The sequence below is a fragment of the Desulfoluna sp. HI9BLuna genome, from assembly GCF_056829775.1.
The window spans coordinates 318,302-333,341 of the sequence record NZ_CP186555.1 but is presented as its reverse complement, the minus strand read 5'-3'; the positions used below and the strand labels follow the sequence as shown (position 1 = coordinate 333,341).

Below are 15,040 nucleotides of genomic sequence, written 5' to 3'. Positions count from 1 at the left end.
TCTTTTTGCTTTATGACGACGTTGATTCACCACACCGATGAGAGACGTCCCATGGGGACGAAAACCATTTAACCGGGGTTGACCAGATGACACGACACGACCATGGGTTGGGGTGGGTGAGGCCGGTTCGACTTTCCATGCCTTCCCTTTCAGATAACAGCGCGGATATGGACCGGTTGCTTCGAGCGCTCTCCGTCACGGGCAATCGCCCGGCGGTGGACTTTTCTCTTTTTCAACGGGTGAGTCGCCTGTTGAGGAAATGGGACTTTTCCGCGAGGTGCGTTCTGTTTCAGGGGGGCGGGCAGCTTGAGCTCCTGGACATTCTCGACCCCCGGGGAGAGACCCGGGCCCTGGGTGTGGCCGTGGACCTGGGAACCACCCGCATCGTCATGCGCCTTGTGGATCTGGAGAGCCGGGAAACGCTTTCCGAAACGGTGATGGATAATCCCCAGGTCAGCCTGGGCAGCGATATCCTGACCCGGATTCACCATGCGGCCACGGACGAAGGGGCCGAAGAGTTGAAAACCCTGGTATGCAGGGGCGTGGACGACGGTTTGGAGACCCTCTGCCTCCAGGCCGGGGTCTCGGTGCAGGAGGTTTACATCGTGGCGGTTTCGGGGAACACCGCCATGACCCATCTGTTCATGGGGCTCCCTGCAGAGCATATCATCCGTGAGCCCTACATTCCGGTGACCAACACCCCGGGGACCCACAGGGCATCCCTGTTCCTGAAACACACCAACCCGGAGGGGCGCGTCTTTTTCTTCCCCAACATCGGCAGCTATTTTGGGGGCGATTTGATCTCCGGGATCCTTTTTTCCGGTATTCACCGGCAAAAGGAGACCTCGCTCCTTGTGGATGTGGGGACCAACGCCGAAGTGGTTCTGGGCAACCGGGACTGGCTGGTGGGGTGTGCCGGGGCCGCTGGCCCCGCCCTGGAGGGGGGCGTTTCGTCCATGGGCATGACCGCCGGGGACGGGGTCATCGATCGGGTGCGCAGGAAGGGCGACGATTTTACCGTGGGCACCATCGGCGACCTGCCGCCGTTGGGGGTGTGCGGGTCGGGGTTTATCGATCTGGCGGCCGTCCTTTTTTTAACGGGCATGATCGATGCCAAGGGAAAGCTCGTGGAGTCCGCCTGCAAGGATCGGTACACCATGGAACACGGCCTGCCCGCCCTCATTGTTGTGGCGGAGGATATGTCGGGAACCGGCAGCGCCATTACCGTTTCCCAGGCCAGCCTGGACAGCCTGATCCGCTCCAAGGCGGCCATGTACACCATCCTGGAGACCATTGTGATGAAGGTGGGGGTGGGGTTCGGAGATCTGGAAAAAATTTATGTGGCGGGTACCTTCGGGGCTTACATCGATCCCGAATCTGCCATCTCCATCGGCATGATCCCGGACCTTGACCGCAACCGGTATGAAAAGATCGGGAACAGCTCCCTGGAGGGGGCGACCCTGATGCTCTACGGGGATCGCTACATGGACGAGGCCGATGCCATAAGGGACCGGATCACCTACGTGGAACTCAACGTCGATCAGGATTTCATGATCCGCTTCAGCGGGGCCAAGTTCATCCCCCACACTGACCCCGATCTTTTTCCCACGGTGACGAAGACATAAGGGGGAGCCGTCCAAAGCATGCCTCTGGCGGCCAGCTGGGGGCAACGTCACGCTATGGAAAAGACCTCGAATGTTGGTTACCGCCGGGCCTTAACCCTTGTGTTAAAGCCCAGCGGTATTTTTTTGTTCGAGCCCTGAAAACACTGTGCATATCGTGCCTGTAAGGGTACGCTTCTTTAGCCTTTAGCCTTTAGCCTTTAGCCTTTAGCCTTTAGCCTTTAGCCTTTAGCCTTTAGCCTTTAGCCTTTAGCCTTTAGCCTTTAGCCCCTTCAATACCTCAACCCAAACCGGTCCAACGCCCCGGAAAGTTCTTGCTTGAAGGCGTCGGAGCGGACAATGCGGCGCAGCTCGATGCTCTCCACCTCAAGGACCCTGTGCAGGTCCTCTAAGGAGAGGTTCAGGAGCTTTTTCACACCAAAGAGAGTTTCGGCCGGGACCTCGGCAATGGATCGTGCCATGTTCACCGTTTCCTGTTCCAGGCGATCGGGGGGAACAATGCGATCCACGATTTTGATGCCCAGGGCCTCCTTGGCGGTGATGTCGTCTTTTCTCAAGAGAAACTTTGAGGCTGCGGCGGAGCCGATCATGCGGGGGAGGAAATAGGCGAGGCCCCCTTTGGGGACCAGTCCGATGTTGTGGTAGGGGTTCTGGTAGACGCTTCCCGTGGCGAGGATGCGGTAGTCGCATGCCAGGGCCATGCTGAGAAAGATGGTGTCGATCTGGCCGCGATCGGCGTGGATGACGTATTTGTTGACGGTGGCAAGCTTGAGGATAAATTGATTCAGGGCGCAGTAGAGGCGCTCCAGCTTGTCGTAACTCATGCTGCCGCAGGCCACCTTCCGGTAGAAATCGATGTACTCATCTCTTCCTTTTTTCCCCTTTGCGCCCATGAGGATAATCACTTTGACCGATGCGTCGGATGTAAAGCGTTTGAAGTAGTCGAACATCAGCTCTTTGATGTCAATCTCGCTGATGGTGTTGACCAGGTCGTTCTTCAGTTGCAACAGCACAATGGCGCCTGATCGGTAACATGAAAAAATCGGTGTGTCGCCGCTGCGGTTTTCAAACATGGCTGCCTCCGATGGTTGACCAGGGGTTGTAAGGACTGGAATCATTTTTTGCACCTCATCATCGTCAATCATTGCAGAAGGTATCTACATACTCTCGGGCCTCGCGTATGGCCTCTTCTGCGGCCTCTCCCCTCATGCTTTCCATCTTTCCCGTCTCCGGGTTGTAGGTCATGACGCCCTGCTTCAGGTAATCATCGATCATTTTTTTGTAACGCGCGCATGTGGGGTTGTCGTCGGTTGTGGCCGAAATCGGTACTGAGGCGTTAGGGTCGTCGGCGTTTTTCTTGAAGGCGTTGATCTTCTCCAGCAGGGTGACGGGGTCGGTCTGCAGGGCGCTTTGGGAGACGCACACACCTTCAAGGAGAACATAGGCGGCGTCACAGGTGCCTTCCACCGGCATTTTCATGGTGGCCTCGTCCGATGCCATGGACGAGGAGGGCAAGAACACCAAAGCCGCCAGGAGGAAGCATGCGAGTCCGGGTAGATTGAGTCGTGATGTCATGGGGGGGGTCTCATCTGTTTTGTCCCCGGGTGAAAAAAACGGGGATACGGTTGGGGTATGTCTGATGGTGATCTGTTTGTTTCATACAATCAGCATGTTGTCGAGGCTCGGAGGAACGCTGATGTATCGAACTGAATATGGCCGGTACCCATCCTATGGACGAGTATTACTTGATAAGATCATAGTTTATGTAGTAAATCAAGTTTATTCGATGGCTTGACTTACAATTCGGCCACCACGGTCCGATTTCCGACAGCAGAACCGTTTTTTCCTGTTGGTTCGGGCGCAAGACCATCATAACCCCGAGACTGGAGTTGCCCCATGTTGAACGAATACACCCGATACGATGGCCTGGGCCTTGCGGAGCTTGTACGGAAAGGTGACGTCCACCCACGCGAACTTCTGGAAAGTGCCATTTCAAGGGCGGAGCGGATAAACCCGGAGCTGAACGCCATCGTTCACACCTTTTGTGAGCGGGCCAGGGCCCAGGCCGCTGGGCCCCTGCCCGACGGCCCTTTTACGGGCGTGCCTTTTCTTTTCAAGGATCTCATGGACAATTATGAAGGAGAGCCCCTGTGCAAGGGAAGCCGGGGAATCCGTGCCGTCCCCGGGGAGAACAGTGAGCTGGTCAACCGGTTCATGGGCGCCGGGGTGGTGCCCTTCGGAAAGACCAACACCCCGGAGTTCGGTCTCACCATCACCACGGAGCCCAAGTCCTCGGGGCCTGCCCACAATCCATGGAAACGGGGCATCAGTACCGGGGGGTCGTCCGGCGGGTCGGCGGCTGCGGTGGCCGCAGGGATTGTGCCCATGGCGTCGGCCAACGACGGCGGTGGGTCCATCCGGTTTCCCTCTGCCTGTTGCGGTGTCTTCGGCCTGAAACCCTCCCGGGGCCTGAATCCCCTGGGGCCGGAATCGGGCGAGGCCTGGGACGGTGCCGTGGTAGGGCATGTCATCACCCGGAGCGTTCGGGACAGTGCTGCCATGCTTGATGCCACGGCCGGACCGGAGGTGGGAGCCCCCTACCGGGTTGCCCGTGGGCATGGAACCTACCTTGACGCCTGCCAGGTCGATCCGGGGCCGCTGACCATTGCCTTTTCCAGCCGCCCCCTGACCGACGCCACCCTGCACCCGGAGGCGCTGCGGGGTCTGGAAGCCACCGTCAAGCATCTGGAAGGCCTCGGCCACCGGGTGGAAGAGGCCGATCCCCCCATCAACACCGACGCGTTGTGGCATGACTTTTTTATGGTGGTCTGTGCACACGTGGCAGCGGAGGTGGCCTTTACCGGAAAAGAGTACGGAAAAAAGGCTGTCGCCGCCCTGGAGCCTTCCACCCTCAACATGGCCATGATCGGCCGGTCTTTTTCCGCCTGCGATCTGGTGATGGCAAAAAAAGGATGGCATGAGGTGCAACTTGCCATGGGGCGGTTCCTCACCCGGCACGATCTGTTTCTCTCTCCCACCCTCATCGGCCCTCCCGATCCCCTCGGGGTGCTGCCGCCCACAAAATTTGAGGACCTTCTGTTGAAAATGGGCAGTCCCGTCAAAACGGGACGCCTGCTCATGAAGCTGGGGCTTGTGAAGCACTTTGCCGGACCCACGTTGAGTCGTATGGCTTTTACGGTTCTTGGAAATATCTCCGGTCTTCCCAGCGTTTCCGTTCCCCTGCATTGGACCGAGGGAGGGCTGCCCCTGGGCATGCTCTTTACCGGGCGGATGTGCGATGAGGTGACCTTGTTCAAGCTGGCCGGGCAGCTTGAGCGGGCTTTTCCCTGGGCAGACCGATACCACGCTCTGGACTGACGGGGTCTGCGTCGGTGACGTGTGCTGTGATGCAAAAAAACGCCTGCCCGTGCGTAACGGGCTTTTCATGGGACGTGGCGCGGTGTATGGTCATTTTCGTTTTTATTGTTTGTGTCTTTATAAGGAACGCCGAACCCCATGGGCTTGATCTGCGTTCCGGAAAAAAATTCGGAGATGGATGTATCATGTACACGTACGTGCCCTCGGGCGTCTGCGCCAAAAAAATAGATTTTGATATCAAGAACAACGCCATTGAAAATCTCGTGTTTACCGGAGGGTGCCCTGGAAATCTCCTGGGGATCGGGCGCCTTGTGGAAGGCATGTCCGTGGATGAGGTGATTGCCCGTCTGAAGGGGATTACCTGCGGGAAAAAGGCCACCTCGTGCCCGGATCAGCTTGCCCTGGCCCTTGAAGAGTGGAAAGCGGGAAGGCTTGAGGCGGACAGTCTGTCGGCCTTCCTGAAGATCGTGGCGAGCTGACGGTCGCCTTCATAAGGTTTTTGGTTACGAAACAACAGGTATTTTACGAACAGGCCATGATCTGGTGAGATCATGGCCTGTTTTCGTTTATGGCGATATGGATTTGATATTATCGAACGGCTTTCGATCGTTACGATCTATGTTCTAGAGTTTTTTTCGCATGAGCCATTAATAAAGACGATGTGTCCTGCGTTTTGAGTGTTTTTTGTCTATGGGTCGAGTTGCAGTGGTAATATGCCAAATACTTTCCATGCGGCTGCTGTTTGACGGGTGTGTGGGCGTTTGCGATCCTTCTGTGATTGACTGCGTTTGTATGTAATACACTGGAATGTCGATGGTTGATGTGTCTGATTTTGAGGCTGTGAACGACGTGATGTATGATTGGGTTTTATTTTATTCTACTTTGAGAGTAATTATTTGTTGAATAATGATGTAAAGTGTCATATGAAAATTATTCACACACGATGAAGAGTTAATCTCTGTGCGATATGATTTTAAAATATAGTAAAATTAAAACAGTTTTTACTTAAAAATATAACTGAAGTAACGGCTGGGCATGATTGAAATAGACATGCACCGACATGATGGGGCAGAAGCACCCACTATTGGCGACAGATGAGTGTCGCCATCACCAAAGAGGCGGCGGTCGGCACCGTTCGTAAGATCTCAAAAGCTTGGCGCTTGTTTTGTGCGGTCCGGCAAAGGGAGCACCGAGGACGCCTCCCCATTGCCCTTGAGCTGACTGATGCCTTTGATGCCGCTTTCTTCCTTCACACTTCCGGTGATGCACTTCCGGCTGACAAGCGGAGCCCACGGTGATGGGCTCCGACGGGCAACCATGGTGCCACCGGACGACCCATGACCATTCGTACCCTCCAGTCATGCACTTCAAGGCCACGCAGCGAATTACCCCGGTCTTTATTAAGGGGCCTGGCCTGAAAAGATAAACAGACAATCGATTGTTTCGGCCGACCCGACCGGTTCCCGGGCTTGGTCTCCGTGGTGTCCCCGGCAGCCTCGCCACACGAGAGACGAACCTGCGATGAACCGCGACAGGCCGAGTTGCGATACCCTGGGATATCCCTGCCTTTTTTTGATGTGTGAACCCTATCTGGTTAAGGAGTTAGGAAGTGAAAAAGACTTTTTTTGTCGTGCTGTCCCTTTTGGCCTGGTCCGTATGCGGGTGCGGATTTTCTCCCGTATCACCACCGGAGTGGAAACTTGAACAAGAAGGCATCGTCCTTCACTTCGAAGCAGACAACCAGCTCAACCAACGGCATGGGAAAGCCTACACCCTGTACGTTGTCCTCTACCAGCTCAACGACCCCAACTCCTTCAACCAGCTCTGCCAGGATGAAGACGGGCTCGCCAAGTTGTTGGAGTGCAAGGTGTACGACGAGAGCGTGACCTCCGTAAAGAGCATCTATATCTACCCGGGGAGTGACGTGACCCATCGGATGGAGCGCGCGGAAGGAACGCGATACCTGGGGATTGTGGCGGGATACGGCATGTTGACCCAGGAGCGCATGGTTCGGTTGCTTGAGATCCCCGTGTTTATCGAACGGGAGAGTGCGCTCAGCTTTAACAAGAAACTGGTTCCCGGGAAGTTGCAGGCGGATTTCGTGCTGGGCCCCGATCAGATTGTCGACGTCGGCGCAGAGGCAGAGGAAGAATAGGCATGGAAAAACCACTTTTCTGGCACCAGGGGCTTTTTCTCCAGCCGCAGCACCTGCAATTGAATCACAGCTATCACGAATCCGCGTTGACGCCCTACAACCGGCATATCCAACCCCACCTCACAGGGGTGGGCAACGTCTCCATCCGGAGCTCCGCCGTGTCCGGCTCGTCCATCCACATCGACGCCGGAGCATTCTGGTTCCGGGACGGCACCTACGCCGTCATCGGGGAAAACGCCCTCATGGAGCCGAGGCGGTTCCAGGAGTCCTGGGTGGACGGCGGCAAGCCCCTGACGGTGTATGTCGGCGTTCGCAAGATGAACCGGTACCAGGGCAACGTCACCACCCTGGGACCCGGCGTGCTTCCCGCGGAGGTCACCACCCGATACCTGGCCCGGGAGGAACCCGAAAATGTGAGGGACCTGCACCAGGACGGCCCCCCTGCCCAGCTGAAAACCCTGACCCTGCTGCTCAAGGTTTTTTTCCACTCCGAGCTGGACCAGCTGGGGGGCTACGAGTTGATTCCCATCGCCATGCTGGAGAGAAACGGCGACGACATCGTGCTGTCCACCCGATTTATTCCCCCTGTTTACGCCTTGAGCGGGTCCAGGGTGCTCTGGGGCCTGGTCCAGGATGTCTACGACCAGCTGTCTTACAAAGGGCACGAGCTGGAGAGCTACAAGAAAAAACGGGGCGTCCACAACGCGGAGTTCGGCTCCCGGGACATGGTGTTCCTCCTGGCCCTGAGAACCCTCAATCGCTATATCCCCAAAATTGCACACCTCATCGAACACAAAGAGGCCCACCCGTGGGACCTGTACGTGGTGTTGAGACAGGCCATCGGAGAGCTCTCCTCTTTTTCTGAGCGCATCAATGTCCTGGGCCAAAGTGAAGAGGGGGGGGCGGGGCTTCCGGCTTACGACCACGACAACCTGTGGCACTGCTATTCCCAGGCCGGGATGATCCTTTCCGCCCTGCTGGATGAGATCACCTCCGGTCCCGAATACATTATCGAGTTCCAGCGGGAAGATCCTTATCTCAATGCCGTGCTGCTGCCTCCCCATCTGGAGGCCAACAGCCAGTACTACCTCGTGGTGACGGGGCCCGAGGAGCAGGACCATATCCTCGAAGCGGTCAAGATCGGGGTCAAGCTGGGGTCCAAGGCCTCGGTGCCTGCGTTTGTGGAGCGGTCCCTGCCGGGCATCGGCCTGGAGCATCTCGCGTCTCCCCCACAGGAACTCCCGCGGCGCGGCAATTCGTCCTACTTTCGCATCGACAGCCAGGACGATCGCTGGCATCGCGTGGAACGTGAAAAGCACATCTCCCTTTACTGGGAAGGGCTTGCTTCGGATATGAAGGTGGAGATCATGATTGTCAGGAGGAAATAGCATGCATCTGAGCGACTGTTTTATCCCGTTGATGGCCTGTGTGGCCTATGCCCTGCCCGAGGCAGAGCGTAACCAGACGCCCTACGAAGAGCTTCGCGCATCCATCATGGTGCATGTGGATGCGTGTGGGCGCCATCCGGCACGCAGCGAATTTTCCGAAGAGGATTTTGAGGGGGCCCGGTTCGCCGTGTTCTGCTGGGTGGATGACCGTGTCATGCAGTCGGGCTGGAGCGGGAAGGCCCAGTGGCAGAAGGAGTCCCTGCAGCGGATTCATTTTAAAACCGCCCAGGGCGGTGCCGAGTTCTTTACCCGGCTCAAGGAGACGGACCCTTCCCGGCGGGAGGTGTTTGAGGTGTTCTATCTCTGCCTCATGGCGGGGTTTCGCGGGCGATACGGCATGGAAGAGGACGAGCAGACCCTGGAGGACCTGAAGGCAGGGCTTTGCAGGCGGCTGGTGAACGATGACGAGCGGTTGACCTCCGACGGTCGGGAAAAATGGTTTCCGGCGCCGTACAAGGGGGAGATGCCCGTGGGGATGGAGCCCCGGGTCAAAAGCGGTTCGTCGATGCTGAGCTTTCTGCTTGTGCTGTCCCCTGCGGTGCTGTGCGGCATATTGTTCGTGGTCTATGGGTTTATTTTAAACAGCGAAGTTCTGACAGGACTGGTGCGATAAATGCGAACATTTCTGAAAGCGGTTCTGATTCTCTGCCTGTTGATGACACTTATCCTGGTGCCACCGGTGGTGGCCATATTGCTTGGGTATTCCGTATGGGCGGGGGCGGCTGTGTCTGCGGGGGCCCTGGGACTGCTCCTGCTTTTTTTTCTGATGCGGTTTCTCTGGAGCCGTTACCGGGAGCGTAAATTCGTCAACGGGCTGGTGGCCAAGGGTGCATCCGCCGAAGACAAGGCCATCGCAAGCGAGCAGCGCAAGCAGTGGAAGATGTCCGTTGCCGAACTCAAGAAATCCCACCTCCGTGTGAAGGGGGACCCCTTGTATGTCCTGCCCTGGTACATGGTCATGGGGGAGTCGGGCACGGGCAAGTCCACGGCCATCGAAAACTCGGGCCTTGTGACCAACCTCGCGCAGCCTCCCCGCGTTTCAGGGGTTTCCGGGACGCGCAACTGCGAATGGTGGTTTTTCAACGAGGCCATCGTCCTGGATACGGCGGGGCGCTATGCCACCCATCAGGACGAGTCCCAGGACAAGCGGGAGTGGCACTCTTTTCTCAAGCAACTGGCCAGGTATCGGAAGAAAGAGCCCCTGAACGGGCTTGTGGTTACGGTCTCGGCCAAAACACTGTTGACGGGAACCCGGGATGAGATCGAGGAAGAAGGGCGCAAGATCCGGGATCGCATCAATGAGCTGATGAAGATGATCGGGGCGCGGTTCCCCATCTATCTGCTGGTGACCAAATGCGATCTGATCCAGGGCATGACGGAGTTTTGCGAGCAGCTTCCCGACGCCGTGTATGAGCAGGTTTTCGGGTCCATCAACGGCGACATGCAGTGCGATGCTGCGTTTTACCTCTCTTCGTCCTTTGCCCAGGTGACGAAAAAACTTCGAAACTACCGTCTGCAGGTGGCGCGTTCGCTGGGGGCGGAGAGTGCCCAGGCCCGGGTCCTTTTTTTCCCTGAGGAGTTCCAGGGCATCGAAAGCCGACTCAAGACCTTTGCGGACGCCGCCTTCAGCGGCAACGTCTATCAGGAAGCTCCGTTTTTGCGGGGTCTCTTTTTCTCCAGTGCCCGGCAGTCCGGCCGTCCTTTTTCCAAGTTCCCCGAGGCGGCTCGCATGCTTGAGGGGAGGGCTTCCGACGGGGAACAGGATGCAACGGACACCAGCTATTTCCTCCACGACCTCTTCTCCAAAATCCTTCCGACGGATCGGAACATCCATGTACCCACACGGCGCCTCCTTGAAGGCAAAAGGCGCCTCAAGGTCATGGCCTTCTCCTGTCTGGCACTGGCCAGCCTGACCTTGGGCGTGCTTTTGAGTTACTCGTTCTCCCTGAACCTTTCCATGGTCAGAGAGGTGCAGCGAGAGTACGCCATGGTGCCCTCTCTGCGGGGTGAGCTGGCTGAGGATGTCGACACCCTGGAGCGGCTCCGGCTGCTTATTCGCAGCGTGGAAGAGAAAAACGAGAGCCGTCTGCTCCCCGATTTCGGGCTGGATCATTGCACCGCCCTGGAGCGGGACCTCAAGGCTCGGTTCTGCGATCGGTTCCAGGGGGTTTTCCTGGCGTTTTACGACACCAAGATGGGCGATGCCGTGGTGAATTTCTCCTTGGACACCTCCGAGGAAGAGCTGGCAGGCGTGTTTCCCCACTATATCCGCCGCATCAACCTCATTGCCGCAAGGAGCCGTGGGGCGGCCCCGGAATCGTTGAGCGCTTTGCCCCAGCCTGATTTCAGGAGCCTTCTGATTCCCGAGGGGCGCTGGGACAACCCGTCTGTCCTGGAGGCGGTGTCGGCCCAATATCTGGACTACCTCACCTGGGCAAGTCCGAAAATGCTGGCCGGGGAAAAGGCCATGCTGGCTTCCTGGCTCTCCTACGGCATGAAAAACGAGGACCTCTCCCTTTCGTGGGTCGTGACCTGGTGCAACGGCTTGGGGGGGATTCCTTCCCTGACCCTGGCCGAGTTCTGGGAGGGAAGCCATCGCCTTTCCGATGAGCCCTTTGTGGGGCCTGCCTTTACCCTCAAGGGGCGGGAGCAGGTGTTCGGGATGATCGCGGAGTTGGAGCAGGCTCTGGAGAGTCCTCTGGAGATCGCCCAGAAAAAGTCGACTTTCCTGGCGTGGTATCACGAGGCCTATGCCCAGGCGTGGCACCGTTTTGCCACCTATTTTCCCAAGGGGCAGGAGACCGTGACAGGAAAGGAGGAGAGCATCTCCACCCTGGTGAGGATGGGCACCCAGGACAACCCCTACTTTTCGCTGTTAAGCGAGATGGCCCTGGAGCTTTCCTTTTTTCAGTCCGAGGTTGAGGAGTCCCCCTTGTGGATGGAGCCGATCTTTGAGTTCGAGGCCATTCGGCAGCATGCTTTGTTATCCACGCAGAAAAAAAAGGGGGCGCCCAATGTGAGGGTCCCCGGCAAGGGGGCGAGGTTCCTCTACCGGATCAAGAAGGTCGCCGGTCCGGTGGGCAAGGAGGACCAGGTACCCGAGGCCATAGCCGCCGGGGCCGACGCTTTCAATCGCTATGCCGAGGGGCTCTCCGGCATGTCCACGGCAGCCCTGTCCCCGGCCGGTGCCTTTGCCCTGGCAGGGACCGCCTTTACCGAAGACCCGGTCTCCGGTGGCTCGGCCGTGCGCACGGCCATCCATGGAGAAGAGTCCCTGAAAATTGTCATGGAGACCCACCGAACACCCCGGGCCCTGTTCCGTACCCTTCTTCGCAAGCCCTTCGATTACCTCTGGGCCGACACCTGCAATACAGCCGGCCGATACCTTCAGGACGTGTGGGATGAGACGGTGCTCTCGGAGATCCAGGGGGTCTACAACAAGAAGAGCATCAGCGGATTGCTTTTCGGAAAAGGCGGGGCCGTCAAGCGCTTTGTCGCAGGGCCCGCCAAGCCGTTCATCGGGAAAAAGAGCAAAAAAGGGTACTACGCCAAAGAGGTTGCGGGGCGGAGCATACCCTTTACCGACTCCCTGTTTACCTATGTGACCCGCGGCAGCTACTCGGTGAAGTCCGAGAAGGCCGTTTTCAAAGTCACCATCGAAGGGCTTCCCACGGACATCAACCCCGAGGCCACCATCCAGCCCCACATCACCACCCTGGAACTGGAGAGCGTGGACAAGACCCAGGTGCTGACCAACCGGAATTACAGGGCCCAGGAGGTGTTCAACTGGTCGCCCAAAGAGGGCGGAGCCGTGACCCTCACCATCGGGGTCGGCGACCTGGTCCTTGAGAAAAAATACACGGGCGGCTGGGCCTTTGCAAAGTTCATCAAGGATTTTTCCAACGGTCGCCACGAGTTTCGAATCCGGGATTTTCCCGAAGAGCGCGCATCCCTGAAACGAAAAGGCGTCCGCTATATCCGGGTCAAGTACAAGATGACCGGAACCAAGCCCATCCTCCGGATGATGAACAATGTGGCGGGAAAGCCCCCGGAGGTGATTGTCGCGTGGTTGGACTGATCTGGAGACAGAAATGGAACTGGTATCTCGCCGGCAAACATCCCAGCGCCGGCGACTACCTGTGCCTGGGCAAGGCGACGCCCCTGCTCAAAGGGTTCTCCGGATGGATGGAGACGGGCTACGAGGGGGTGGCCCCCAAGGTCGCCCCGGGCCTTGCCGTGGCATGGCGGTTCTGGGCCTTGGGCCCCAATGGAGAGCTTGTCTGCGGCATGATCAAAGAGAGCCGGGACAACCACGGGCGGCGCTATCCTCTGATGATTGTGGGGGCCGGGGCCGTGGCCGAGAGGAACCGCCATTGGGACCTTTTACCCTATGCCTGTCGGGAGACGTGGGAAGCCCTGGAGGCCCTGGGGGGACGGACCATCACCCGCATTCACGAGCTCAAACGCAGGGTGGCGGGGATCAGGTTTCCCGAGCCGCGTTGGGACAAGCTTCACCGGAAGCGGGAAACGGAAAAGGATACGTTGATATTGCATGAGGGACATCAGAGAACGTCGGGATTCATGGACAAGATGAACAACATCGAGGGGCTTGCGCGAAAGGACCATTTTCTCGTGCCTCTGGATGTTTGTGAGATGAAAGAGGCACTGGCACCTGCCGCCAAACTGCTTCGGCTTCTTAAAAAACGCTCGCCCCTGGAGCCGGCCATGGTCTTTATCGGGGGAACGGAGGCGGATCGTTACCTGATGTGCCTGAAGCGCCCCCTGATGCTGGAAGATTTTCATACCCTGTGGGGTTCTTCTAAGGAGCCGTCGTGATGGAAGAGATTGCCCTGCTCGGCAAAGAGCCCATCAGCGAGGCTGCCCCCGCCGGTGAAGACGTTCGGTATGAGGAGCGGTTCGAAGCGCTTCAGGAAGAGATCGACAAGCTCAGCTCTCCCACCTCCCGGGACAGCTTCTCCTGGGAGACCGTGTCAAAGCTGGCCACCGGGATCCTTGCCGAGGACTCCAAGGATCTTCTGGTGGCAAGTTATTTGTGCGCGGCCCTTGTCCACCTTGAGGGGTGGCCGGGCCTTGGGGTCGCAACAGGGGTGTACGCGGACCTTTTGGAGACCTTCTGGGAGTCCATGTATCCCCCGATGCGGCGTATGGGCGGCAGGCTTTCGGCTGTTCAGTGGTGGATGGAAAAGACCGACGAGGCCCTTGCCGGTCCCATGAAGGGGACTGCGGACGCTGAAGCCGTGGGGCGGGTCCGGGGGAACCTGGACAGGATCGATCGACTTTTGGACGACCACACGGACTTTGATCTGACCTTCGGTCCCCTGGCGGCAACCGTTGAGCGCGTGGCTCCGGCCCAGGAAGCCCCCGCAGAGACCGAGGCGGCGCCTCCCGAAGCAACCAAACCCGTGGTTGAATCGTCACTTACCACCGAAGAGGTGACCCTGGACGCGGGAAACCTCCTGCGGAGCATGGCCCCCCTGTTCAAGACGGTCAAGCAGGCCTCCAAAATGGTTCGTGAAGGGGAGATGCAGAGCCCGCAGTCCTATCGCTGGTTGCGGTTTGCCCTCTGGGAGCCCATCAAGGATTTGCCCCCTTCCGACGGGGGCGTTACGAGGATTCCGCCCCCCAAGCGCCAGGTGACGGAGCACCTGGAAAAGCTCAAGGATGAGGAGGCTTGGGAGGAGCTGGTTTCCAGGTCGGAGAGCCAGCTTTACAACCCCCAGCACACCTTTTTGCTGACGTTGAACTACTTTTCCGCCGACGCCCTGTCGCACCTTGGAAAGCGGTATGAGCGGGCCCACGACATGGTGTGTCGCGAGACCCTGCTGCTGCTCCGGCGCCTGGACGGCATCGAGGGGCTCCGGTTTTCCGACGGCACGCCCTTTGCCTCGGACGAGGCCCTGGCCTGGATGGCCGGGCTCCAGGGCTTTCTGGACGGGCAGGCGGAGGGCGACGATGAAAGCCGGAAAGGGGGCGCCGACGGCGGGGATACGGTGGCGGATGAGATTCAGCGCGCCCGGGTCCTGGCGAGGGAGGAGGGCAAGCTCCAGGAGGCTGTGGAGGGCCTGGACAGGCATCTTCGGTCGTGTGGTTCGGGCAGGGACGCCCTGGCGTTTCGCCTGGGACTGATTCGCCTTCTGGCAGAGCATCGTCAGGAAAAGATGGCCGTGGCACACCTGGAGCGGGCCTGTGCGGACATCACGGGCTCCGGGCTGATGCAGTGGGACCCGTTACACGCCCTGGCCGGGCTGAAGGTGATCTACACCGTTATGAAAAAACTTCCCGGAAAAGAACACGCGGCGCGGGCCGCTGAGATCCTGTCCATGATCGCGGAGATCAGCACGGTGGACGCGATGAACCTGCAGGGCAAGCGAAAATAACTTCAAAACAATACCTTAATTAAACAGGAAATGGGGGTA

11 protein-coding genes are annotated in these 15,040 nt (G+C 58.3%); 9 read left to right on the top strand and 2 right to left on the bottom strand.

From position 1 onward, the window contains the following. Positions 1-86 precede the first annotated feature (86 nt). On the top strand, positions 87-1,625 hold the full coding sequence (locus ACOYW0_RS01115) for an ASKHA domain-containing protein (protein ID WP_482416755.1): 1,539 nt from the start codon (positions 87-89) through the stop codon (positions 1,623-1,625). 269 nt (positions 1,626-1,894) lie between these two features. Here ACOYW0_RS01115 and ACOYW0_RS01110 read toward each other — a convergent pair whose 3' ends face one another. Both ACOYW0_RS01110 and ACOYW0_RS01105 read right to left on the bottom strand, forming a co-directional pair. Beyond that, positions 1,895-2,695 carry an enoyl-CoA hydratase/isomerase family protein gene (locus ACOYW0_RS01110; protein WP_482416754.1) on the bottom strand — a complete coding sequence of 267 codons (801 nt, stop codon included), beginning with the start codon at positions 2,693-2,695 and terminating at the stop codon, positions 1,895-1,897. A 64-nt stretch (positions 2,696-2,759) separates the two neighbouring features. Beyond that, positions 2,760-3,197: a hypothetical protein gene (locus tag ACOYW0_RS01105; RefSeq protein WP_482416753.1), complete on the bottom strand. Its 438-nt coding sequence runs from the start codon at positions 3,195-3,197 to the stop codon at positions 2,760-2,762. 321 nt (positions 3,198-3,518) lie between these two features. Here ACOYW0_RS01105 and ACOYW0_RS01100 point away from each other — a divergent pair, with 321 nt between their 5' ends. From ACOYW0_RS01100 to tssA, 8 genes are all read left to right on the top strand, one after another. Continuing rightward, positions 3,519-5,000 carry an amidase gene (locus tag ACOYW0_RS01100; protein WP_482416752.1) on the top strand — a complete coding sequence of 494 codons (1,482 nt, stop codon included), beginning with the start codon at positions 3,519-3,521 and terminating at the stop codon, positions 4,998-5,000. Positions 5,001-5,185: 185 nt separating this feature from the next. Then, on the top strand, positions 5,186-5,479 hold the full coding sequence (locus tag ACOYW0_RS01095; protein WP_482416751.1) for a TIGR03905 family TSCPD domain-containing protein: 294 nt from the start codon (positions 5,186-5,188) through the stop codon (positions 5,477-5,479). A gap of 1,130 nt (positions 5,480-6,609) precedes the next feature. Beyond that, a complete protein-coding gene (tssJ, locus tag ACOYW0_RS01090) occupies positions 6,610-7,155 on the top strand; it encodes a type VI secretion system lipoprotein TssJ (RefSeq protein ID WP_180140884.1) in 546 nt (181 codons plus the stop codon). Between the two features lie 2 nt (positions 7,156-7,157). Beyond that, positions 7,158-8,543 (top strand): type VI secretion system baseplate subunit TssK, encoded by a 1,386-nt coding sequence (tssK, locus tag ACOYW0_RS01085; protein ID WP_482416750.1) that lies wholly within the window; start codon positions 7,158-7,160, stop codon positions 8,541-8,543. Position 8,544: 1 nt separating this feature from the next. Next, on the top strand, positions 8,545-9,216 hold the full coding sequence (locus ACOYW0_RS01080; protein WP_482416749.1) for a DotU family type IV/VI secretion system protein: 672 nt from the start codon (positions 8,545-8,547) through the stop codon (positions 9,214-9,216). Continuing rightward, entirely contained in the window at positions 9,217-12,681 is a 3,465-nt protein-coding gene (locus ACOYW0_RS01075) for a type VI secretion protein IcmF/TssM N-terminal domain-containing protein (RefSeq protein ID WP_482416748.1), read from the top strand. Beyond that, a complete protein-coding gene (locus tag ACOYW0_RS01070) occupies positions 12,669-13,439 on the top strand; it encodes a TagF domain-containing protein (RefSeq protein ID WP_482416747.1) in 771 nt (256 codons plus the stop codon). The genes ACOYW0_RS01075 and ACOYW0_RS01070 overlap by 13 nt, the downstream gene beginning before the upstream one ends. Beyond that, positions 13,439-15,001 (top strand): type VI secretion system protein TssA, encoded by a 1,563-nt coding sequence (gene tssA / locus ACOYW0_RS01065; protein WP_482416746.1) that lies wholly within the window; start codon positions 13,439-13,441, stop codon positions 14,999-15,001. Before ACOYW0_RS01070 ends, tssA begins: the two co-directional genes overlap by 1 nt. Positions 15,002-15,040: the final 39 nt, after the last annotated feature.

Bases quoted from the DNA above. Each gene is read 5' to 3' on its own strand.
- ACOYW0_RS01115 (WP_482416755.1), top strand. From the start codon at position 87: ATGACACGACACGACCATGGGTTGGGGTGGGTGAGGCCGGTTCGACTT.
- ACOYW0_RS01110 (WP_482416754.1), bottom strand. From the start codon at position 2,695: ATGTTTGAAAACCGCAGCGGCGACACACCGATTTTTTCATGTTACCGA.
- ACOYW0_RS01105 (WP_482416753.1), bottom strand. From the start codon at position 3,197: ATGACATCACGACTCAATCTACCCGGACTCGCATGCTTCCTCCTGGCG.
- ACOYW0_RS01100 (WP_482416752.1), top strand. From the start codon at position 3,519: ATGTTGAACGAATACACCCGATACGATGGCCTGGGCCTTGCGGAGCTT.
- ACOYW0_RS01095 (WP_482416751.1), top strand. From the start codon at position 5,186: ATGTACACGTACGTGCCCTCGGGCGTCTGCGCCAAAAAAATAGATTTT.
- tssK (WP_482416750.1), top strand. From the start codon at position 7,158: ATGGAAAAACCACTTTTCTGGCACCAGGGGCTTTTTCTCCAGCCGCAG.
- ACOYW0_RS01080 (WP_482416749.1), top strand. From the start codon at position 8,545: ATGCATCTGAGCGACTGTTTTATCCCGTTGATGGCCTGTGTGGCCTAT.
- ACOYW0_RS01075 (WP_482416748.1), top strand. From the start codon at position 9,217: ATGCGAACATTTCTGAAAGCGGTTCTGATTCTCTGCCTGTTGATGACA.
- tssA (WP_482416746.1), top strand. From the start codon at position 13,439: ATGGAAGAGATTGCCCTGCTCGGCAAAGAGCCCATCAGCGAGGCTGCC.